At 35.4% G+C, this 22,705-nt stretch carries 13 protein-coding genes; 11 read left to right on the forward strand and 2 right to left on the reverse strand.

The window, feature by feature from the left end:
- The first annotated feature begins 28 nt into the window (after positions 1-28).
- The 10 genes from EHC72_RS00250 to EHC72_RS00295 all read left to right on the forward strand — a co-directional run bounded on the left by EHC72_RS00250 (position 29) and on the right by EHC72_RS00295 (position 14,552).
- Positions 29-1,180 (forward strand): glycoside hydrolase family 76 protein, encoded by a 1,152-nt coding sequence (locus tag EHC72_RS00250; RefSeq protein ID WP_131535421.1) that lies wholly within the window; start codon positions 29-31, stop codon positions 1,178-1,180.
- Between the two features lie 75 nt (positions 1,181-1,255).
- A complete protein-coding gene (locus tag EHC72_RS00255; protein WP_131535422.1) occupies positions 1,256-3,418 on the forward strand; it encodes a hypothetical protein in 2,163 nt (720 codons plus the stop codon).
- A 15-nt stretch (positions 3,419-3,433) separates the two neighbouring features.
- Positions 3,434-5,701: a GH92 family glycosyl hydrolase gene (locus tag EHC72_RS00260; protein ID WP_131535423.1), complete on the forward strand. Its 2,268-nt coding sequence runs from the start codon at positions 3,434-3,436 to the stop codon at positions 5,699-5,701.
- Between the two features lie 257 nt (positions 5,702-5,958).
- A complete protein-coding gene (locus EHC72_RS00265; protein WP_131535424.1) occupies positions 5,959-6,849 on the forward strand; it encodes an ROK family protein in 891 nt (296 codons plus the stop codon).
- Between the two features lie 27 nt (positions 6,850-6,876).
- Complete coding sequence (locus EHC72_RS00270) at positions 6,877-7,545, forward strand: basic secretory protein-like protein (RefSeq protein ID WP_131535425.1); 669 nt, start codon at positions 6,877-6,879, stop codon at positions 7,543-7,545.
- Positions 7,546-7,588: 43 nt separating this feature from the next.
- Positions 7,589-9,877: a GH92 family glycosyl hydrolase gene (locus tag EHC72_RS00275; protein ID WP_131535426.1), complete on the forward strand. Its 2,289-nt coding sequence runs from the start codon at positions 7,589-7,591 to the stop codon at positions 9,875-9,877.
- Between the two features lie 227 nt (positions 9,878-10,104).
- Positions 10,105-10,800, forward strand: coding sequence for a ribose-5-phosphate isomerase RpiA (gene rpiA / locus EHC72_RS00280; RefSeq protein ID WP_131535427.1), 696 nt, complete (start codon positions 10,105-10,107; stop codon positions 10,798-10,800).
- Between the two features lie 175 nt (positions 10,801-10,975).
- A complete protein-coding gene (locus tag EHC72_RS00285; RefSeq protein WP_131535428.1) occupies positions 10,976-11,365 on the forward strand; it encodes a LiaF transmembrane domain-containing protein in 390 nt (129 codons plus the stop codon).
- 747 nt (positions 11,366-12,112) lie between these two features.
- The gene (locus tag EHC72_RS00290; RefSeq protein ID WP_131535429.1) at positions 12,113-13,432 is read left to right on the forward strand and encodes a DUF3887 domain-containing protein; all 1,320 of its coding nucleotides are present in this window, start codon (positions 12,113-12,115) and stop codon (positions 13,430-13,432) included.
- A gap of 166 nt (positions 13,433-13,598) precedes the next feature.
- A complete protein-coding gene (locus tag EHC72_RS00295; protein WP_131535430.1) occupies positions 13,599-14,552 on the forward strand; it encodes a YihY/virulence factor BrkB family protein in 954 nt (317 codons plus the stop codon).
- Between the two features lies 1 nt (position 14,553).
- On the opposite strand, the gene EHC72_RS00300 is transcribed toward EHC72_RS00295, so the two are convergent.
- Together EHC72_RS00300 and EHC72_RS00305 are read right to left on the reverse strand one after the other, a co-directional pair.
- On the reverse strand, positions 14,554-14,976 hold the full coding sequence (locus EHC72_RS00300; RefSeq protein ID WP_131535431.1) for a secondary thiamine-phosphate synthase enzyme YjbQ: 423 nt from the start codon (positions 14,974-14,976) through the stop codon (positions 14,554-14,556).
- Entirely contained in the window at positions 14,973-18,971 is a 3,999-nt protein-coding gene (locus EHC72_RS00305; RefSeq protein ID WP_165585743.1) for a hybrid sensor histidine kinase/response regulator, read from the reverse strand. Before EHC72_RS00305 ends, EHC72_RS00300 begins: the two co-directional genes overlap by 4 nt.
- Positions 18,972-19,379: 408 nt before the next feature.
- On the opposite strand from EHC72_RS00305, the gene EHC72_RS00310 reads away from it, so the two are divergent.
- Positions 19,380-22,697: a SusC/RagA family TonB-linked outer membrane protein gene (locus EHC72_RS00310; RefSeq protein ID WP_246029348.1), complete on the forward strand. Its 3,318-nt coding sequence runs from the start codon at positions 19,380-19,382 to the stop codon at positions 22,695-22,697.
- The last annotated feature ends 8 nt before the right edge of the window (positions 22,698-22,705 follow it).

The raw sequence follows: 22,705 nt of genomic DNA on the forward strand, positions 1-22,705 counted from the left end.
TTTTCTTCACCCATAAAAAAACTAGTTTATGGAAAATATAAGATTAACAGGTCATAAATCAATTGCAGGCAAATTTCTTCTATTGATATTAACCATCTCGATATTGTCGTGTAGTAAAAAAACTGACGATACGCCAACTCCTGTTCCACCCAAACCTGTAGATAATAAAACTTTCTCTGCAACTGATGCTACAACGGCTTTTAACGCTTTCAATACCATTTATTACAACCCAACCGAAAAACTATATTACAGTACAACGGAGAAAAAAGATATTGCCGCCATTTGGACGCAAGCCATCTACTGGGATATTGTAATGGATGCTTACGAGCGTACTAAAGACCAATCTTACTATAAGCTTATTACCGATATTTATGATGGTGGCGCCAAACGCTACGATAATTACAACTGGGATAATACCATAACCTGGTTTATTTACGATGATATGATGTGGTGGGTAATGGCTTTAACACGTGCCTACCAAATTACTGGCAACCAAACCTATTTAGATAAAGCAAAAACAGGCTTTACCCGTGTTTGGGATGGATCTTACGATCCTGCAAAAGGTGGTATGTTTTGGGATTTTAAACACAGTGGCAAAAATGCATGTATAAATTATCCAACGGTTATTGCTGCTATGCGCCTTTACAATATCACTAAAGATGAAGCTTATTTAACTAAAGCAAAAAGCATTTACGCATGGTCTAAAGATAACCTGTTCGATATTACAAAAGGTAGAGTTGCAGATCATAAAGTTGGTAATGATAATCCTGGTTTTGAAGATTATACCTACAATCAAGGTACCTGCATTGGTGCAGCAGTATTATTGTATAAAAATACCAACAACCAAAGCTATTTAGACGATGCGAAACTTGCAGCAAATTATACAAAAGTAAGCATGAGTGATGCCAATGGCATTTTACCAGCAGAAGGGGATTGGAACGAGCAGGGTGTTTTAAAAGCAATTTTTGCGCAATATTTAGCCGAATTGGTAAAGGTAAATCCAGATGGAGATTTTGGTAAATGGGCAATTTTTAATGCAAATACCGCATGGAATAATCGCGATCAAACCCGAGGAATTATGCATAGAAACTATAAAATTGCCTGCCCTGTTGGTACAGTTCAATCTTATGAATCGAGCAGCGCAGTTGCCTTTATGCAGTTATTTGCACCTGCTCAATAGTTCTTAAATCGCTTACATAAACCTTGTACAACTCGGTTGGTTTGCTTGTACAAGGTTTATTTAAAAATTATTTAAATGAAAAATTTAAAAGTTTACGCAACATTAGCCACTCTCTTTCTTTTCCAGCAAAGCGATTTATTCGCACAATTTAAATCAAAGGAAAAAACATCTTTTCAAGCTTCCGCACCGTGGAGTCCTGATTACGACATTCGTGCAGATATTGCCATGGTTTACGGTATAAATGATGATGGCGGAAAGTTTGAAGAACGTGTAAAAAGCTATCGTGATAAAGGCTATGAAGTACAATTTATGACCGGAATTGCCTGGGGGCAGTATAAAGATTATTTCTTAGGTCAGTGGGATGGTAAAAAGCACCTTGATGAAGGACAAGTAATGCGCAATGGTGAAACCATTTGGCATGGCGAAAATGTACCATACATTGTACCTTCCGAAAATTATTTAGCTTACATGAAAACCCATGTTAAAAGGGCTATTGATGCAGGCGTTACCGCAATTTATTTAGAAGAGCCTGAATTTTGGGCTAGAGCAGGTTACGGCGATGCCTTTAAAAAAGAATGGCAGGCCTATTATGGTTTCCCATGGATGGCGCAGCACGAATCGCCTGAAGCCACTTATCTATCGTCTAAATTAAAATATCAACTCTATTTTAAAGCCTTAAAAGAGGTTTTTAGTTATGTTAAATCTTATAGCGAAAGCAAAGGAAAAAGGGTTAAATGTTATGTGCCAACACATTCATTAATTAACTATTCTTCATGGCAAATTGTAAGTCCTGAGGCCAGCTTAGCCAATTTAGAGGGAATGGATGGCTACATTGCACAAGTGTGGACGGGCACATCAAGAGAACCTATTTACTTTAACGGTAAAGAGAAAGAAAGGGTATTTGAAAATGCCTTTTTAGAGTACGGTTCAATGGTTTCCATGACTGCTCCAACCGGAAGAAAGATTTTTTTTCTAACCGATCCGATAGAAGATAGGACGAGATCCTGGGATGATTATAAAGTAAATTATCAGGCTACTTTTACCGCACAGCTATTGTATCCAATGGTTGATAATTATGAAGTAATGCCTTGGCCTAATCGCATTTATAAAGGCAAGTTTAAGGTAGAGGGTGTAGCAGAAAAGCAACCCATTTCGCCTGCTTATGCAACCCAAATGCAGGTAATGGTTAATTCGCTAAATCAAATGCCATTATCTAAAAATAAGCTAAATGGTAGTCATGGTATTGGCGTTTTACTATCAAACTCCATGATGTTTCAGCGTTTTCCAACCCATGCCGGTTACGATGATCCCCAGCTTTCTAATTTTTATGGAATGGCTATTCCCTTACTAAAAAGAGGGATTCCTGTAGAAACGGTTCATATTGAAAACCTGGCGAATAAAAATACATTGAAAGATATTGATGTGTTGATTATGAGCTATGCAAATATGAAACCGCTATCTGCCGATTACCACAACGAACTGGCTAAGTGGGTTAAAAATGGAGGAACACTTTTATATTATGGAAGAGATAATGATCCGTTTCAAAACGTAAAAGAATGGTGGAACACCAATGGAAATACTTACAAAGCACCATCAGAACATTTATTTAAGCAATTGGGTATTAATGTAGCCGATGGAGTTACAGATTATCAGGTTGGAAAAGGGAAAGTATTTTTAGTTAGAAAAGATCCTAAAGAACTGGTGATGCAAGCCAATGGTGATGTAGAGTTTTTAGCCACGGTTAAAAAAGCTTATGAGAAAAATTCAAAAGAACTAATCACCAAAAATAATTTTGTATTAGAGCGTGGACCATTTACCATTGCTGCGGTTTTAAATGAATTAAGCGAAGAACCGCTTACCTTAAATGGGCAGTTTATAGATTTGTTCGACCCTACATTACCTATACTTAATCAAAAAGTTATTCAGCCAGGCACGCAGGCATACCTTTATGATATTAATCGTGCCGTAAATAAAAATAAACCACAAATATTGGCTGCGGCATCACGAGTAACTGATGAAATAATTACTAAAAAACAATATTCGTTTATAGCAAAAAGTCCTGCAAGAACCAATAACATGATGCGGATTTTATTAACAGCTAAACCATCGAAAATTACTGCAAAAACCGGAGGTAAAGAATTAATACTCACTCAAAATGTTTGGGATGAAAAATCTAAAACCTTATTACTAGGCTTTGAAAATTACAGCGAAGGTGTAGAGGTTAACATCAATCTGTAAAATAAACACACACAAATGAAATTTAAATTAGTTACAACAGTTTTATTCTGCATAGCTGCCAAAGGGTTATTGGCGCAGCAGAAAGATTTGGTAAATTATGTAAATACTTTACAGGGTACCAATTCCAAACACGAATTAACAAGAGGAAACACTTACCCAACAACGGCGCTTCCTTTTGGTATGCATACATGGTCTCCACAAACAGGCAGAAATGGCGATGGTTGGAAATATCAATATTTTAAAGATAAAATCAGAGGCTTTCAACAGGCACATCAATGCAGCTCATGGACTAGAGATTACGCCGTATTTTCTTTTATGCCATTGGTTGATGAACTTATAGTAGATGAAAATAAACGCGAAGCTAAATTTAGCCATGCCAATGAAATTGCTAAACCCAATTATTATAAAGTAAAATTTGATAACGAAATTACAACGGAAATTTCTCCTTCGGAACGGGGTGCACATTTGCGTTTTTCTTATCCTAAGGGCAAAAAGAGCTTTCTGATTTTAGATGGTTATACCCATTTAAGCGGAGTTAAAATTGATGCAAAACAGAACAGAATAACAGGGTATGTAAATAATGGAGAAGGTTTTAAAGAAGGGTGGAAGAGCTATTTTGTTGTTCAGTTCGACCAGCCAATTAAAGCTTTCGGTACTTGGGAAAATAGAAAAAATACGGTTCATCCAGATTCTACCATTGCTGATGGTTTAGGCAAAGGCGCTTATGTTGAGTTTAAAGCTGGAGCAAAAGTTCAAGTTAAAACCGCCTCATCCTACATCAGTTTGGAACAAGCCGAATTAAACTTAAAAACTGAATTAGGAAAAGATAAAACTTTGGAGCAAACTAAAGCAAATGGAGCTGCTGTTTGGAATAAATCTTTAGGTAAAATTTTGGTAGAAGGTGGCTCGCAGGCCGATACAGAAACTTTTTACTCTTGCTTTTTTAGAGCTAGTTTATTCTCCAGGAAGTTTTACGAATTAAATGCCGCTGGCAAACCTTATTACTTTAGTCCTTACGATGGTAAAGTGCACGAGGGTTATATGTTTACCGATACAGGTTTTTGGGATACTTTTAGAGCACAATTTCCGCTTAATACGCTGGTGCAAACCGAAATGCACGGTCGATATGTAAAAGCCATGCTAAACGCTTACGAGCAATGTGGATGGCTACCTTCATGGTCTTTTCCGAGTGAAGCCGGAAGTATGATTGGCAACCATGCTATTTCTTTACTAGCTGATGCCTGGGCTAAAGGAATCAGAACATTTGATCCTAAGCAAGCTTTAGAAGCCTACCTGCACGAGGCTACAAACAAAGGCCCCTGGGGCCCAGCAAATGGCAGAGATGGTTGGAAAGAATATTATCAATTAGGCTATGTTCCATACCCGAAATATAGAGAGGCTACTGCTAAAACTTTAGAGTATGCTTACGATGATTACTGCGCTTATGAACTGGCAAAAATGACTGATAATAAGTATTATATGGATATTTTTGAACGCCAGATGTATAATTACAAAAATGTTTATGATCCTGCTACTAGGTTTATGAGAGGTAGAAATATAAACGGGCAGTGGACTCCAAATTTTGATCCAATTGAGTGGGGTGGCGCATTTACTGAAGGAAATGCTTGGCATTGGCAATGGTCGGTTTTTCAAGATACTAAAGGCCTAATAAATTTAATGGGTGGTAATGAGCACTTCACGGCTAAATTAGATTCTGTTTTTAGTGAACCAAACAAGGTAAATGTTGGTAGTTATGGAGGCATGATCCATGAAATGACCGAAATGGTTATGGCAAATATGGGGCAATATGCACACGGAAACCAACCAATACAGCACATGGTTTATTTATACAATTATGCCAATCAGCCTTGGAAAGCACAATTTCACGCCCGTGAGGTAATGAGTAAATTATACGATGCTACAGAAAATGGTTACCCTGGCGATGAAGATCAAGGGCAAACATCATCATGGTATGTACTAAGTGCCCTGGGTTTTTATAGTGTAACACCAGGTACAGCCGAATACGTTATTGGCAGTCCGATGTTTAAAAAAACGACTATTAACCTCGAAAACGGCAAACAGTTTATTATTGATGCCGCTGGAAACAGCGCTTCAAACGTATATATTAAATCGGCAGCATTAAACGGAAATATTTACACACGAAACTTTTTAACCCATCAGGATATTTTAAAAGGTGGGGTATTAAAACTTGAAATGGACAATAAACCGGCATTAAATAGAGGTTTGCAAGAAAGTGATAAACCGTTTTCGCTAAGTAAGTAATGAGCATAAGCTATGCAAAAAAATGTACAGGAGAACATAATCGCCATGGGGTGGTTAAATATCCAAAAGTTTTTATAATTTCATAAATCGTTTTACCACTTTAAGGCAAAAACATAACCAATTGTATAACAGCGACCTGTAAAACGGGATTTGTTGAATAAAAAATGATGTTTTAAAGCCAAACAAGTAAAAACTAAGAATATTAATTGCTAAAGTTAGCAGCGTTTGTTTTTTTAATGAAAGAAGATAGTATAACAATGAAATTAAAGCCTGTAGCATTAGGTGTAGATATAGGCGGTTCTCATATAACAACAGGAATTGTAGATATAGATGGTAAAAATTTGGTTGAAGGTTCAATAAAAAGAGAATTTATCGATTCAAATGGAACCGCAGAAAGTATTTTAGTAGGATGGTGCAAGGTAATTGAGGACTCCTTTAATGGATACGAAACCGCTGAGAAAACAGTTGGAATAGCAATGCCAGGTCCTTTTAATTACGAAAAGGGGATTTCATTAATTAAAGATCAGGATAAATTTAGGGCACTTTACGGCGTAAACGTTAAGGAAGAATTAGCGAGCCGTTTAAATATTCCTTCAGATAATATCCATTTTATAAATGATGCAGCAGGCTTTTTGCAGGGCGAAGTTTTTGCAGGAGCAGCCAAAGGAAACGCTAGTGTAATGGGCTTAACTTTAGGAACAGGATTGGGTTCAGCGTTTTGCCTCGATTATAAAGCAACCGATGCCGCGTTATGGAATTCGGAATTTTTAAATGGCATTGCCGAAGATTATTTATCAACAGGATGGTTTGTTAAACGCTACAATCAGCTTACTAATAAAACCATTTCTGGCGTAAAAGAATTGGTTGGCCTTATCGCTACAGATCATACCGCAACGCGTATTTTTATGGAATTTGGTAATAACTTGGCTAAGTTTTTAATTCCAATAATTCAGAAATATAAAATTGAGGTTGTCATTTTTGGAGGAAATATTACGCAGGCTTTCAATGAGTTTTCTCCAGAGTTGATTGCTACTTTAAAAGGAAACCAAATAAATACAGCGATTAAAATTTCCGAACTAAAAGAAAATGCAGCCCTAATTGGTGCCGCCAGTTGTGGCAATTTAAGTTTACTAAAAAGCAACGCTTAATATTAATATCATCCTAAAATTAATTAAATGAAAAAAGTATTTTTATTAAACATTTTAGCCCTGTTAATTATTCCATTTGCTAAATTAAATGCGCAGGAAACGATTAAAAAGAACGGCTATACCTTAACTTTTGAAAGTAATTTTGATGCCCTTAACCCTCAGTTAAAGAAAAGATTAATTGAAACTTTTTTTACGGTATATCCAAAATTAGCAAAAGAGTACAATCCTAAAACGCTTAAAACCGTTACTTTTTTTGTAGATACAGCTTACAAAGGCGTTGCTGCCACAAGTGATGGGAAAGTTACCTACAGCTCTATGTGGATGATTAAACACCCTGAAGATATTGATGTGGTAACACATGAGGTAATGCATATTGTGCAAAATTATGGCAATAGCGTTGGCCCGGGTTGGTTAACAGAAGGAATTGCAGATTATGCTCGCTATAAATTTGGAGTAGATAACGCAGGTGCAAAATGGACCTTGCCTGATTTGAAACCTGAACATACCTACAAAAATAGCTACCGCATTACGGCAAGATTTTTTGCCTGGATAGAGAAAAATGTAAAGCCAAGAACCATAAAAGCGGTTGATGAATCCTTAAGAGATCATACCTATACAGCAGAAATATGGACCAAATTGACTGGTAAAGATTTAGATACACTTTGGGCAGATTATATTAAAAACCCTACCTTATAGCCGAGGCGCAAATAGCGCAACAACAAATAAAACCGAAAATAAAATGAAAAAATTGTTTATCGCCTTACTTAGTTTTGCAGCCTCAACCAGCTTTGCGCAAAACGTTGGCAAAATTACCGATCCTGTTGAATGGATTAACCCTTTAATGGGCTCGCAATCCAAACCCTATCTTTCAAATGGAAATACTTACCCCGCAATTGGTTTGCCTTGGGGAATGAATATGTGGACACCCCAAACCGGTAAAATGGGCGATGGGTGGGCTTATACTTACGACGCTGATAAAATCCGTGGATTTAAGCAAACACATCAGCCATCACCATGGATGAATGATTACGGCGCTTTTGCCATTATGCCAGGAACAGGAAAACTTAAGTTTACAGATGATGAACGTGCAAGTTGGTTTAGCCATAAGGCAGAAACTTCTAAACCTTATTATTATAGCGTTTACCTGGCCGATGCTGATGTAACAACAGAAATTACACCAACAGAAAGAGCCGCACAATTTAGATTTACTTTTCCTAAAACGGATAGTTCTTTTGTAGTTGTTGATGCTCAGAACAAAGGTTCATACATTAAAATTTTCCCTAAAGAGCGTAAAATTATAGGTTATACCACAAAATATGCCAGTGACCCGCTACCTAAAAACTTTAAAAACTACTTTGTAATTTACTTTGATAAAGATTTTACCCTGGCTAAAACCTGGAGCGGTAAAAAATTAAATAATAACGATTTAGAACTAGAAAGCGATCATAGCGGAGCCGTTATTGGCTTTAAAACCGTTAAAGGTGAAAAAGTTTCTGCTAAAGTTGCATCATCATTTATCAGTTTTGAACAAGCAGAATTAAACTTAAAAAGAGAATTAGCAGGTGATGGCTTCGATGCAACAAAAGCTAAAGCCAAAGCAACGTGGAACAAAGCATTAAGCCGCATTTCTGTTGAAGGTGGAACAATTGATCAGATGCGTACTTTTTATTCGTGCTTGTACCGTACTCTATTCTTCCCAAATAAACTTTATGAATTGAATGCTAAAAATGAAATTGTACACTGGAGTCCATACACAGGCGAAATTAAACCTGGTTATATGTTTGCCGGTACAGGTTTCTGGGATACTTTTAGAGCACTTTATCCTTTTTTAAACTTAGTTTATCCTTCTATTAATAAAGAAATGCAGCAGGGTTTAATTAACGATTACAAAGAGGGTGGATGGTTGCCAGAATGGAGTAGCCCAGGTTATGCCAACATTATGGTGGGTAATAACTCAGCCTCTGTAGTTTCTGATGCTTACATTAAAGGCCTACGTGGATACGATATTCAAACCCTGTGGGAAGCTTTAAAACATGGTGCAAATAATGAAGGACCAATGGAAGCTGTTGGCCGTGATGGTGTTAAATATTACAACGAATTGGGTTATGTACCTTTTGATGTAAAGAAAAACGAAAATGCCGCTAAAACTTTAGAATATTCTTATGATGATTTCACAATTTATCAACTCGGTAGAGCTTTAGGTAAGCCAGCTTCAGAAATTGATATCTACAAGAAAAGAGCCATGAACTACAAAAACCTTTTCGATCCATCATCAGGATTAATGAGAGGAAAAAATCAAGATGGTACTTTCCAAAGTCCTTTCAGTCCGTTTAAGTGGGGTGGTGCATTTACAGAAGGTAATAGCTGGCATTACACCTGGTCGGTTTTTCAGGATGTTGATGGCTTGGCAAAGTTAATGGGCGGGCACAATAAATTTGTAACCAAACTAGATTCTGTTTTCTCTTTACCTCCAATTTTTGATGAAAGTGCTTACGGTGGCGTAATCCACGAAATCCGTGAAATGCAAATCGCCAATATGGGGCAGTATGCACATGGAAACCAACCAATACAACACATGATTTATTTATACAATTATGGTGGTGCGCCTTATAAAACGCAATATTGGGTTAGAGAAACAATGGATAGAATGTATAAGGCTACACCTGATGGCTATTGCGGTGATGAAGATAACGGACAAACTTCTGCCTGGTATGTGTTTTCTGCAATGGGCTTTTATCCGGTTACGCCAGCAGTAGATCAATATGTTTTAGGAGCGCCATTGTTTAAAAAGGTAACCCTTATTTTAGAAAGTGGTAAAACTGTAGTCATTAATGCACCTGCAAATAGCAATGCCAATCGCTATGTTCAATCATTACAAATGGATGGCAAGCCGTATTCTAAAAACTGGATTAGCCACAGCGGTTTACAAAAAGGAGCGGTATTGAATTTTAATATGACAGCAACACCAAATAAACAAAGAGGTTCTAATCCTGCAGATTTCCCTTATTCTTTATCAACAGAGAAATAATAAAGATTATAAAAGCGAAAAGTCCTGATGAAAATCGGGACTTTTTTTGTGACTAAATTTTTGACTAAAAAGAAATGGGGATTCCACTATTGCAGAATCCCCATCATCTAAATTAACGCTCTCATATACATAAACGCCATAATTAGGAATTATTGTACAAGGGTTAAAATTTTTTTAATTATTTTTCAATTAGGTTACATGGAAAATTCTTTTCCTATTTTTACTTTATGGGAGTTATAGATCAAAATCAGCAGGATGCAGAAAAATTACTGGCAGCAAAAGAAGCCGTAAACTATGTTAAAGATGGCGATGTGGTTGGCCTGGGTACAGGCACTACAACAACTTTTGCCATTAAAGAGCTAGGAAAAAGGGTGGCTGAAGGCTTAAAAATTACTGCCGCCTCAAGCTCCATTAGATCAGAAGAACTTGCTAAATCTTTAGACATAGAAATCCTCGAACTAGGAACTTTATCTTCTATCGACATTAGCATTGATGGTGCAGATGAGTTTACTAATTCGCTTAATTTGATCAAAGGAGGAGGAGGAGCTTTATTCAGAGAGAAAATTATCGCTTCGCTGAGTAAAAACTCAATTATCATCACAGATACTTCCAAGCTAGTTGAAAAATTAGGCGCTTTTACGGTTCCTGTTGAAGTTTTTCCGTTGGCATTTCAATATGTTTTCAATCAGTTAATAAAATTGGGAGGAAAAGGTATTTTAAGACAAAAAGACGGTAAAACTTTTATAACTGATAATAACAATTATATCATCGATGTAGATTTTGGATTAATTGATACGCCTGAAAAACTAGCAACAGATTTAAATCAAATTACGGGTTTGCTTGCACATGGTTTATTTATCGGGCTAACCTCAAAAGTAATTATGGCAAAGGGTACAGAGATTATCAGCTTTGATAAAAATTAAACAATTACTTGCTTTGCAAAAACGGACATTTCACCGATATTTCTCCCCATTTTAAAAAAAACGAAATATTTTAACCGCTATTTTAATTCTATTTACCGATAATTTATGTTCGTTTAAAGAAAACCCATAGACTGGTGTTCATCTGCGCTATACATTTGAATAAAAAAACAAAGTCATGGAAACTTCAATCAAAAAAAACTTCGCAGATAAACAATTGGGTTCAGGTGTTATAATCTTAGTTATTGGAGCCGTATTTTTACTTAGAAACATCGGCTTAGATATTCCACACTGGATATTTAGCTGGCATACAATTTTGTTAGGTATTGGATTGTGGATGGGTTATCGTAAAAATTATCAAGGCAGTAGCTGGCTTGCATTAACCATTATTGGAGCCGTTTTTACCTTAAACGACATCACGATTTTTGATTTCGCCTTATCTAAAATTACAACTGCAATTATTTTAATTGGATTAGGATTATACGTGATTTTAAAACCTAAAAGGAATAAAAACTTTGAAGATTATTTCAAAAATACAAATCAAGGTACGACCGAAATTAAAAGCTAAAATCCTCAACTCTATCATATAACCGAAAAGGGACAACTTTTAAATTGTCCCTTTTTTTGTGAATTATAATGTAAAAAGAATAAACGGTTTCAGAAAATCTGTAAAAAGAAACGGGGACGTCGCCGAAGCAGCATCCCCGTCATCTAAATTAACGCTCTCGGTAATATAAACGCTCAATTTTAAAATTATTGTATGGTGGTATATTTTTTTTCAAAAACATTAATATTTTGAGAGAACAAGTACGCCTGGGCCATCGCTAAACAAACTTTAATAAAATTACTATCCTTTCCGATTACGCCCAGGCATAGCAGCATTTCGCAGGATAGCTCATTATAATTCTTATACTTAATTTTGTTTACGAATAACCAAAGGAATATGCAGCGGGCGTAGGGATTGTGAAGTAGGCTAAGCCTCATATTACTGCTTAAAGAATTGTAATGTTGCTATTCAAGAAAAGATGCAAGCCTTGACTTTTGGGTACCTTTTTGTTAAGAAAAAGGTACGAAGCCCGTCTGGCAAGACAATTCTTTTATCCGCTGGCTCCGGTGCTTCTCTTCTTTTGTCACCAAAAGAAACAAATTGTCGGCTTGCAATTTTTTATTTAAGGTAGTGGGTAGGCCTGTGGTTTAGATTTGTTAGTGGTTTAAGAAACAAAAACTAAAAGATTAGTTTATTTTAATCTGATTCAGAATCAAATATTATTAACTTTGATATATTGTACTTAACCAAACAATACATTCTGAATACATGAAAAAAAGTATTTTATTCTTAGTGGCCTTATTTTTATTTACAACATCGGCCTTTTCGCAAAATGTTATAAACCTGTTTAACAGTGCCAATAATTTTTTTGCCTTGATGCAGGAAGGCAAGTTTCCTGAAGCACATAATTACTTTGATGAGAGTATAAAAACCAAAATTACCCAAGAGGTTTTGCAAAAACTTTGGACGGATTTAAATGCGAAATTAGGTAAGGCTGATACTTTTGATGCGATTCAAAGTAAAGTACAAGGCGAATTTTTTGCTGTAACCGTTGAAGGTAAATTTGAAAATGGAAACCAAAACTTTATCCTGGGCTTTAATAAAGCTGAAAAAATTGTGGGCTTATTTTTAGCCCCGCCTCAAAATGCAAATGCTTATTTAAAACCAGCTTACGCTGATACCAATCTTTATGCAGAGAAATCGGTTTACTTAAGCACGCCCGGTCATCAGCTTGCGGCAATAATTACAACCCCTAAAAATGTTAAAAATTTCCCTGTAGTTGTTTTCGTTCATGGCTCGGGCCCTGGCGATATGGATGCAACTGTAGGTCCAAATAAACCTTTTAAAGATATGGCTGCCGGACTTGCAGCTAAAGGCATCGCATCTGTTAGATATGTAAAGCGAACTTTGGTTTACCCAAATGATTTTGCAAAGGTTTTTACCGTAAAAGAAGAGGTTTTAGATGATGCTGCTGCAGCAATTGCAATGGCAAAAACGGTTGCTGGAGCCGATCAAAAAAATATCTACCTATTTGGGCTCAGTTTAGGCGGTATGTTAGCACCAAGAATTGCAACTACTTCGCCAGATTTAGCTGGAATTATTTTAGCCGCCGCACCTGCACGTAAAATGACTGATGTTGTTCTGGATCAGAATAAATATATGTTCGAACTTTCTAAAGATACAACTGAAGCGAACAGAAAAAGTTTAGCCGATGCTATTGTTCAAATCGGAAAAACTAGAATTACGCAGCTTGGCGCTATCAAGCCCGATTCTCTTATTTTAGGTTTGCCTGCAGCATATTGGTCTGATTTAAATATTTACGATCAGGTTGGTTCTGCAAAAAAACTTTCTAAAACAAGAATATTTATTGTTCAGGGTGGAAACGATTTTCAAGTGGGGCAAACAGATTATAATTTATGGAATGATGCGCTTGGAAAAAAGAAAAATGCAAAACTTAAATTCTATCCTGAGCTTAATCATTTATTGAGTCCGCAGACTGAAAAAGGTTCCACGGCTCAATATCAAGTTCCTGTTAGTGTATCTGAAACCTTAATTAATGATATTGCCGCTTGGATTAAAACAAAATAATATTTATATAACCTTTTAATAGAAGCCGTTGAACATTGTTTAACGGCTTTTTTTGTGCTGATAACTTTGCGAGTTAATTTTAATATAAAAGGCCAAAGCACATACTCATTTGCGAATTGAATAAATTATAGCAAACAAATAATCTGTTTTGCAGGTTAAAAAGTATATGGCAAAAGAAAAAATAACATTAAAAGGAATTTGGGGTATTTTAAAAGCTGCTTTTACAGGTTTTAGCGATCATAAAGTAACAAAGCTTAGTGGCTCACTTGCCTATTATACAGTTTTTTCAATGGCACCTTTATTAGTTGTAATAATTTCTCTTTGTGCCATTTTTCTAGGTCAGGAGGCTGCAGAAGGACAAATTTACGGTCAGCTTGATGGATTTTTAGGGAAAGATACGGCCTTACAATTACAACAAATCATTAGAAAAGCTTCTTTAAGTGGTAAAGGAAATATTGCCTTTATCATTGGGTTGGTTACCTTGCTGGTAGGAGCAACCACTATATTTGGCGATATTCAGGATTCTATTAATACCATTTGGGGTTTGAAACCAAAGCCTAAACGTGGTTGGTTGAAAATGCTCCAAAACCGATTTTTATCTTTTTCAGTAATTATCAGTCTGGGCTTTTTATTACTGGTCTCATTAGCAGTTACTGCAGTTTTAGATGCTTTTAGCAAAAACTTACAAGCCCGCTATGAAGATGTTTCTGTTGTACTTTTTTATGTGTTAAACCAAGTGGTTACGCTTGCTGTTGTTTCTTTAATTTTTGGTGTTATTTTTAAGGTACTTCCTGATGCCATTATCAAGTGGAAAGATGTTTTTGCAGGTGCTGTAGTTACCGCAGTTTTATTTATGATTGGTAAGTTTGGTATTTCCCTTTATATTGGCAAAAGTAATGTGGGTAGCACTTACGGTGCAGCCGGATCGTTGGTTATCGTTTTACTTTGGACGTATTACTCTTCAATAATTCTTTACTTTGGAGCAGAGTTTACCAAAGCCTATGCTGTAGCTTATGGTTCAGAAATCCACCCGGCTCATTACGCCGTTACCACAAAAGAAGTTGAAGTTGAAACTGGCAATAATTCTATTCAGGATAATCACCCAGGCATTGAGAAATAAATTATTCTCCCCAAGCGGTAATTATTAAATTTCTCGATCCACCATAATTTCTGTGTTCGCAGAGGTAAATGCCCTGCCATATGCCTAAAGCAAGTTTACCGTTTCTTATTGGAATGGTAACAGAATTGCCCAGCAACGCCGCTTTTAAATGTGCCGGCATATCGTCAGATCCTTCATAATCATGTTCATAATCAGGATCGTTTTCTGGAACAGCCTTATTAAAAAACATTTCAAAATCGATCCTTACGGTTGGGTCAGCATTTTCATTAATGGTAAGCGAGGCTGAAGTATGCTGAATAAAAACTTGGCAGATACCGATTTTTAGGTCAGAAATTTGCGGTAAAACATTTTCTACTTCTTTGGTAATTAAGTGGAAACCTCTGCGTTTCTCATTTAGACTTAAAGCTTGTTGGTACATTTTCATCTATTTTCCTCCTGCGCAAATTCACTTGGCGTTTTGCCAAAATACTTTTTAAATTCTAAACTAAAATATTTTCGATCATTAAAGCCAACGCTGTATGCAATTTCAGAAATGTTGCCTTGATTAAGTTTAAGCAATTGAGCAGCCTTTTTTAAGCGAATGGATTTTATAAAATCATTTACTGAAAAATCAGTAAGTGCCCTGATTTTTTTGTATAAAACGGGTTGGCTCATACCAATTTCTGTAGCTAAGGTAGGCACATCAAAATCAGGATCGGTGATGCGATCTTCTATAATTGAAATAATTTTATTTAAAAAATTCTCTTCAGTAGTATTAATAATCAGGTTTTTAGGCTCTAGCTTAACCACATGTGCAAATTTCTTCTTTATGGTTTCTCTGGCGCTTAAAAGGTTAGTAATGTTAAGCTCTAAAATCCTTAAATTAAAAGGTTTCATAATGTAAGCATCTGCACCGTTTTCAAAGCCATTAATTTGATGCACATAAGCCGATCTTGCCGTTAATAATATAACAGGAATGTGGCTCGTTCTTTCATCTGTTTTTAATCTTCTGCACAGTTCAAGGCCATCCATATTTGGCATCATTACATCACTGATAATCAAATCGGGGATGTTTTCTGTAGCATTTTCCCAACCTTTTAAGCCATCTTCACTTTCATAAACGGTATAACTATCGTTTAGGGAGTTTTTAATAAAATTTCTAACCTCCGCATTGTCTTCAACTAATAAAATGCTGTAATTCTTCTTTTCAACTGTTTTAATAGAGGGTTCTTCGGGTAAATGAGTGGTGCTTTCAATTTCAGGAGTTTTTACCTTATAGTTTGCAGCATCATCATAATAAAGGTAATCTTCCATAAAATCTGAAGATTTAAAATGATCTTTACCAGTTTTTAAACAAATGGTGAAGCAAGTAAAACCTGGCTCATTATTTTGTTGTGGCTTACTTTCAAAGGAAATATTGCCTTTATGAAGTTCTGTAATGCTTTTAGAAAAAGATAAGCCTAAGCCTGTTCCAATGTTTTCATTAGGATTAGCTTGATAGAAATTATTAAATAAATTAGCCTGATTTTCTAGCGGAATTCCTTTTCCATTATCACAAATTTGAATGTTTACATCGTTTTTATCCAAACTGATTTTGAGGCTGATTTTGCCACCCTTTAGCGTAAATTTAAAAGCATTTGAAAGGATATTGAAAAATACTTTTTCCAGTTGAATTTTGTCGAAATAAATTTTTATCTCCTCACTTTCAGTTTCAAAAGTATAGCTAATATTATTGCTGAGAGCCATATTTTGGAAAGCGAGAAAAATCTCCTTACAAAACTTAACTAAATTACCTGGACTTACCTGTAAAGTCATTTTTCCGCTTTCGGCCTTTCTAAAATCCAATAATTCAGTAACAAGATTCATTAATCTATCAGCATTGTTTTTAATTGGCTGTAATTGTTTAGCTAGCTGCGGATTATACTGGTTCTGCTCAATAATGTTATCTAGTGGCCCAACAATTAAAGTTAATGGCGTTCTAATTTCGTGAGAAATATTAGTGAAAAATTCTAGTTTATGCTCGTTAATTTCTTTTTCCTTTTTTAGTACCGCCCGAATCAATAAATAGCGTACACCTAAAATTAGAATGCCTGCAACAATACCAAAATAAATTAAATAGGCCCACCAAGTTTTATAAAATGGAGGGAGAATCTTTATACTGATTTCTGTTGGCTTTTCAGCCCAAAAACCATCGTTATTGCTTCCTTTAACTAATAATTTGTAATCGCCAGGCGATAAATTGGTATAACTGGCTGTTGGTGTATTTACGTAATTCCAATTTTTTTCAAAGCCAATTAATTTATAGGCATAAGTGTTTTTGTCGGATTTAATAAAATTTAGAACCGTAAAATCAACCGAAAATACATTTTGATCAGATTTGAAAGTTATGTTATTCAGGTTACTAATATTGGTTTTTAACAAACCATCTTCTGCATTTAGTTTTACAGGTTTATTAAACAATTTAAGCTCTGTGAATATTGCACTTCTGGCAACTTTATTTTCTTTTATCTCCTTAGGGAAAAAGCTCACAAAACCACTTAAACCACCAAAAAAGAATTCTCCATTACTATCTTTTAATATCGATTTGTAATTAAACTCATTTCCTGGTAAGCCATCCTTAATATTAAAGGTTTTAAAAGATTTTAATGCCGGATTGTATTTGCATAGCCCATTATCCGTGCTAATCCAAAAATTGTGGGCGTCATCTTCCAGTATTCCTACAATATTATTGCTTGGTAAACCATCTTTTTCTGTAATTACTCCAACTTTACGATTTTTGGCATCTAATTTATAAATCCCACTGCGTAGTGTGCCGAGCCAAATAAACCCTTGCTTATCTTCAGTAATACAGCTAATATTGCTATAGGGTAGCGAGCTAAAATGGGCAGAGTTTCCTTGCAAAATGTATAAACCTGAATTGGTAGCAACGAAAAGCCTTCGCCTTGAATCTTCAAAAATATAAAAGACGGCATCAGATAACCCATTAATTTTTTTTCTGAAAAATTTGCCTGTTTTGGTATCAAATAAATTTAAACCATTGCTTGTCCCAATCCAAAAACGATCATAACTATCTTCAAAAATACTCGATATTTCTGCGTCAGAGCTAATACTAAAGGCATCATTTGGTTTGTTTGTAAACCGAATAAAGTTATTGCTTTCCGGAACATACAGGTTAAGTCCGCCCAGGTGTGTGCCTACCCAAATTCTATTCTTTTTATCTTTAAAAACTGATTTAACAAGGTTAGAACTTAAGCTTTTAGGGTTGTTAGGATTATATTTATAGTGGGTATATGTGTTTTTGTTACGGTCAAAATAATTCAAACCCTCACCTTCAGTTCCAATCCATAGGTTATGGTTTGTATCTTCAGTAATGGAACTTATAACATTACTGCTAAGGCCATTTTTAGCACTTTTATATATTTTAAACGGTGTATAATTTGGGTAAATCATATTAATACCGCCATAATAGGTGCCAACCCAAATAATGCCCTGTCTATCCTGAAAAATATCATAAACAGAATTCTGACTTAGGCTGCCCTTATTATCGGGTTCGTTTTGTAAAATACTGAAAGTTTTTGTTTGCGGGTTATAAATGCTAATCCCATGTAAAGTACCAATCCAGAGTTTCCCTTCTTCATCCAAAAGTATTTTTCTGATGTTGTTACTGCTTATTCCGTTCACATTTAAACTTGAATATTTAAACGTAGTAAAAACTCCGGTTTGCAAATCCAACTTATTTAAGCCAGTTTGTTTAGTGCCTATCCAAAGGTTATTTTCCTTATCCTCAACAATACTGGTTACATGGTTATCGTTTACCAGGTTAATTTGATCGCTAAATGTTTTAAAATATTGATAGCTCGTTTTGCCGTTTTTTATTTTGATTTTCACCAAGCCCATACCCGTTCCAATCCAAATATTGCCATCATGATCTTGAGCAATGGCAAAAACTTCATTGTTAGATTTTTCTGAAGTTAAAAAATGCTGAAAATGATACTTAGCCTTATTAATTAATAGATTTAGACCATTACCGGTACCAATCCAGATTCTATTTTCACGATCTTCAAAAAGGCAGTTTATTTTTGAGCTCGATAAGCTTTGAGGCTTTTTTTTATCACGAATAATGTGGTCGAAATTATCCTGTTCCTCATTGTACTTATTTATTCCCCACGGAGAACCAATCCATAAGGAGCCATCCTTAGCAGACAGAATAGAAGATAAAGATTCAGAATTAATTAAGCTTGAAGGATCATTATCATCATGTTTATAAATTTTGAAACTTCTGGAATCGTACTTATTTAAGCCGAAACGTGTACCGAACCACAAAAAACCTCTCGCATCTTGAGTAATAGAAAGTACAGAACTCTGCGAAAGCCCATGCTCAACATTTAAGTGTTTAAAGGCACTATTGTTTTGTGCAAAAATAGCAAAAGAATGAAACAACAGTAAAATTGTAAATAGGTGTTTCGTGTTAAAACATTGCATGGGATGATTAATGTTTAGGGCAATAAAAATACGATAAAGTTTCAATTTCGGTTAGAAAGAGCTTCGCTAATATCAAGCAAAGAAATTGTTTTATAAAAAATGTGCGATAATTTATTTCGATCGAAATATAGCCCTTTAAGTATTAATGAAGAGTAAAAGATAAGATTTTACCCCTATTTGTTATGGATTTTACCCCCTCTGCCTTAAAATAAACCAACAAATTTGGAATAGTTAATATTCTAAAAAATGCTTGATGAGAAGCTTAAAGAATCACTAACTCCAGTTTAAGTCAATTTTTAGCTTAAACACTTTTATAATGTTTTTCCTTACTAACCAATTTAATAAAACAATATAAAACCAAACAAGATGGATAAACTTTACAATGATTTCCAATTAAAACATAATTGGCGCATTTGTGGCAGCAGTCTGCTTAAACTATTTGCCCTATTTATGTTCATTAACCTTATGGCAATTACTGCCTTTGGTCAATCTATTAAAATTTCAGGTACCGTAAAAGATGCATCAGGCGGGCCACTACCAGGTGTAAGTGTTACTGTTAAAGGCACTTCTACAGCAGTGGTAACCGGGGGCGATGGTAAATACACTATTGCTGTACCATCCGCCCAAAATAGATTAGTATTTAGCTACATCGGTTACGATATTAAAGAAATAGCTGCTGGTAACTCCACAACATTAAACATTGTTTTGCAAGAGCAAAATAACAGCTTAAACGATGTTGTTGTAGTTGGTTATGGTGTACAAAAAAAGGTTAATGTTATCGGGTCTGTATCTACAATTGATGCAAAAGCAATTGAAAATAGACCTGTAACCAATTTATCATCTTCTTTAAGCGGTTTAAGCTCTGGTGTATTTGTTCGTCAAACTTCAGGCAAGCCTGGTTCTGATGGGGCCACAATAAGGATTAGAGGTACAGGAACATTAAATAGTAACAATGCGCTGGTAGTTGTTGATGGGATTATTGGATCAATGGATGCCGTAAATCCAAATGATGTAGAAAGTGTATCTGTATTAAAAGATGCTGCTGCTGGTTCTATTTATGGTTCCTTAGCGGCAAATGGTGTAATATTAATTACCACTAAAAAAGGAAATTCAGGAAAGGTAGCAATAACTTATAGTGGTTTGGCATCAATTGCACGACCAGCAAATTTGCCAACTTTTGTTTCAGATTATATTACACACATGAATTTGGTTAATGAGGGTTACCGCAATTTAGGGCAAAATCCTATCTATACAGATGCTACCATTGCACAATGGGCGGCGGCAAACGCTAATCCTGATGGACTTACACCACAAGGTGTACCAAATTATATTGCTTATCCTAATACCAATTGGGGTGATGTAATTTTTGAAAACAATGTAGTACAGCAACATAATATCTCTTTAAACGGAGGTTCAGAAAATACAAAGTATTTGTTATCAGCTATGTATTTAAACAATCCGGGTACTATGGCTAATACAGGTTCTGATAAATACAGTTTGCGTATTAACCTTGAATCTAAAGTGGCTAAATTTTTAACGGTAGGAACACAAACTTTTGCTTCATTGCAAACAGTTGGTTTAGCAAATACCGATAATGCTTTTAATTTTTTACGTCAAACTACGCCAGGTGTATATCCAGTTTGGGATGGTAAATATGGTTTTCCAGCTGCGGCAGAAGAATCATCGACCGCAAATAACATATCTTCTTATTTATACAGCACAGGTGGTGATGATAGGGAAACACGAATTAATACAACCGTTTTTGCAAGATTTGATATTTTAAAAGGCTTAAATTTTGAAACCAGATTTAACTATCAAACCCGCCAGGAAGAGTTTAATACACATAGCATTACCAATGAGCGCTGGAACTTTGCCACCAATACTTTAAAAACTGCTAAAACCACTCCTGATCAGCTAAGTACAAGCTATGGTTTTAACAAAAACTATGGTATGACCATTGATAATATTTTAAAATACAATACAACGATAGCTAAAGACCATGAAATTAGCGCATTGGCGGGTTACAATCAATATTATTACAACTATTACAATTTTGGAGCAACTAAAAAAGGTTTAATTGATGAAACCATAACAACTCTTAATTCAGCAACCGCTGTAACATCGGCATCAGGTGGGGAGTATGATTATGCAATGCGATCTGTTTTCGGACGTTTAAATTATGCTTATAAAAGTAAATACCTTTTAGAAGGTGTATTTAGATACGATGGATCTTCAAAATTTGCTGAAAGCCGTCGTTGGGGCTTTTTCCCTGCATTCTCTGCAGGATGGCGTATCTCTCAAGAATCTTTTATGAGTGGATTAAATGATTATATCGGCAACCTAAAGCTTCGTGCATCATGGGGTAAAACAGGTAATAATGTAATGAATCCTGACCCATCTTTAGGTAACTATGATTATCAGGCACTTTATGCATCAACTAACTATTCTTATAATGGTATTCAATCCAATGGTTTAGTATCAAATAAGTTTGCTAATCCATTTTTAGTTTGGGAAACCACAACAACCAGTAATATTGGTTTAGATGGTAATTTGTTTCATGGCAAAATGAATTTCGAAATTGATTTATACAGAAAATATACCAGCGGAATTTTATTTACTCCAACCATTCCACTAACTACAGGAACGGCTATAGCAGCAACCCAAAATATTGCAGAAGTATCAAACAAAGGTTTAGAAGTTACTGTAGGCTATAATGGTAAACTTGGAGATTTTAAATATGGCGTTTCAGGTAATTTTGCTTATAATTTTAACCGCGTAACTAAATATAAAGGTACTTACCAGGCCGGTTATACAACTGATGCATTAGGCAACAGGGTTTACAAATCTAATTTAGGTAGTGTTTCAAGTGGTGGCACAAACCGCGTTTTAGAGGGACACGAAATTAATGAGTATTACCTTCAAAAGGTTTACAAAGGCGATGGAAATTATTTTACCGATGGTAAAGTAAACATTAATGGTGGGCCGAAAGATGGTATGATTCGTACTCCGGATGATATGGCGTGGTTAAATGCTATGATTGCTGCCGGCTATACTTTTCAACCATCTGGTGGTGTAGGTAAAACCAAAATTTATTATGGTGATTTAATTTATGCAGATAACAATGGCGATGGACTTTATGGTAATGATGGTGATGCGCAGTTTGTAAATAAATCTTCCACACCGAGGTTTAATTACGGTTTCAGCATGAATTTATCTTACAAAAACATCGATATTTCCATGTTATGGTCTGGTAGTGCAGGCATGTGGTATTACTGGAATTCAACAGGCTACAACAATTCAATTGTATCCTTGGGTAATGCGGTAAGTACCTTAATTGCCAACGATCATTATTACTACAATGATGCAAATCCAAACGATCCGGCTAATAATATTACGGCTAAATACCCAAGATTAAAAAATACAACAGATGGACAGAATGCTGGTGTAGCCAGTGATTTCTATTTGTATAACGCTTCTTATTTAAAGTTAAAAAACCTACAGATTGGTTATACGCTGCCAGAAAAAATTTCTAAAAAGGCAGCGATGAGTAGAGCAAGAATTTTTCTATCAGGAGAAAACTTGTTCACCATTACAAACTATCCAGGCTTAGATCCAGAAATTGGATCAGGTGTATCTTATCCAACTATGCGCCAGTATTCTTTAGGTTTAAATGTTACTTTTTAAGAGATTTA

This window comes from Pedobacter nototheniae (genome assembly GCF_004335085.1).
In the GTDB taxonomy this organism is placed as follows: domain Bacteria; phylum Bacteroidota; class Bacteroidia; order Sphingobacteriales; family Sphingobacteriaceae; genus Pedobacter; species Pedobacter nototheniae.

What these genes read in the sequence shown, in the direction of transcription:
- EHC72_RS00250 (WP_131535421.1), top strand. Translation starts at nt 29, where the DNA reads ATGGAAAATATAAGATTAACAGGTCATAAATCAATTGCAGGCAAATTT.
- EHC72_RS00255 (WP_131535422.1), top strand. Translation starts at nt 1,256, where the DNA reads ATGAAAAATTTAAAAGTTTACGCAACATTAGCCACTCTCTTTCTTTTC.
- EHC72_RS00260 (WP_131535423.1), top strand. Translation starts at nt 3,434, where the DNA reads ATGAAATTTAAATTAGTTACAACAGTTTTATTCTGCATAGCTGCCAAA.
- EHC72_RS00265 (WP_131535424.1), top strand. Translation starts at nt 5,959, where the DNA reads ATGAAATTAAAGCCTGTAGCATTAGGTGTAGATATAGGCGGTTCTCAT.
- EHC72_RS00270 (WP_131535425.1), top strand. Translation starts at nt 6,877, where the DNA reads ATGAAAAAAGTATTTTTATTAAACATTTTAGCCCTGTTAATTATTCCA.
- EHC72_RS00275 (WP_131535426.1), top strand. Translation starts at nt 7,589, where the DNA reads ATGAAAAAATTGTTTATCGCCTTACTTAGTTTTGCAGCCTCAACCAGC.
- rpiA (WP_131535427.1), top strand. Translation starts at nt 10,105, where the DNA reads ATGGGAGTTATAGATCAAAATCAGCAGGATGCAGAAAAATTACTGGCA.
- EHC72_RS00285 (WP_131535428.1), top strand. Translation starts at nt 10,976, where the DNA reads ATGGAAACTTCAATCAAAAAAAACTTCGCAGATAAACAATTGGGTTCA.
- EHC72_RS00290 (WP_131535429.1), top strand. Translation starts at nt 12,113, where the DNA reads ATGAAAAAAAGTATTTTATTCTTAGTGGCCTTATTTTTATTTACAACA.
- EHC72_RS00295 (WP_131535430.1), top strand. Translation starts at nt 13,599, where the DNA reads ATGGCAAAAGAAAAAATAACATTAAAAGGAATTTGGGGTATTTTAAAA.
- EHC72_RS00300 (WP_131535431.1), bottom strand. Translation starts at nt 14,976, where the DNA reads ATGAAAATGTACCAACAAGCTTTAAGTCTAAATGAGAAACGCAGAGGT.
- EHC72_RS00310 (WP_246029348.1), top strand. Translation starts at nt 19,380, where the DNA reads ATGGATAAACTTTACAATGATTTCCAATTAAAACATAATTGGCGCATT.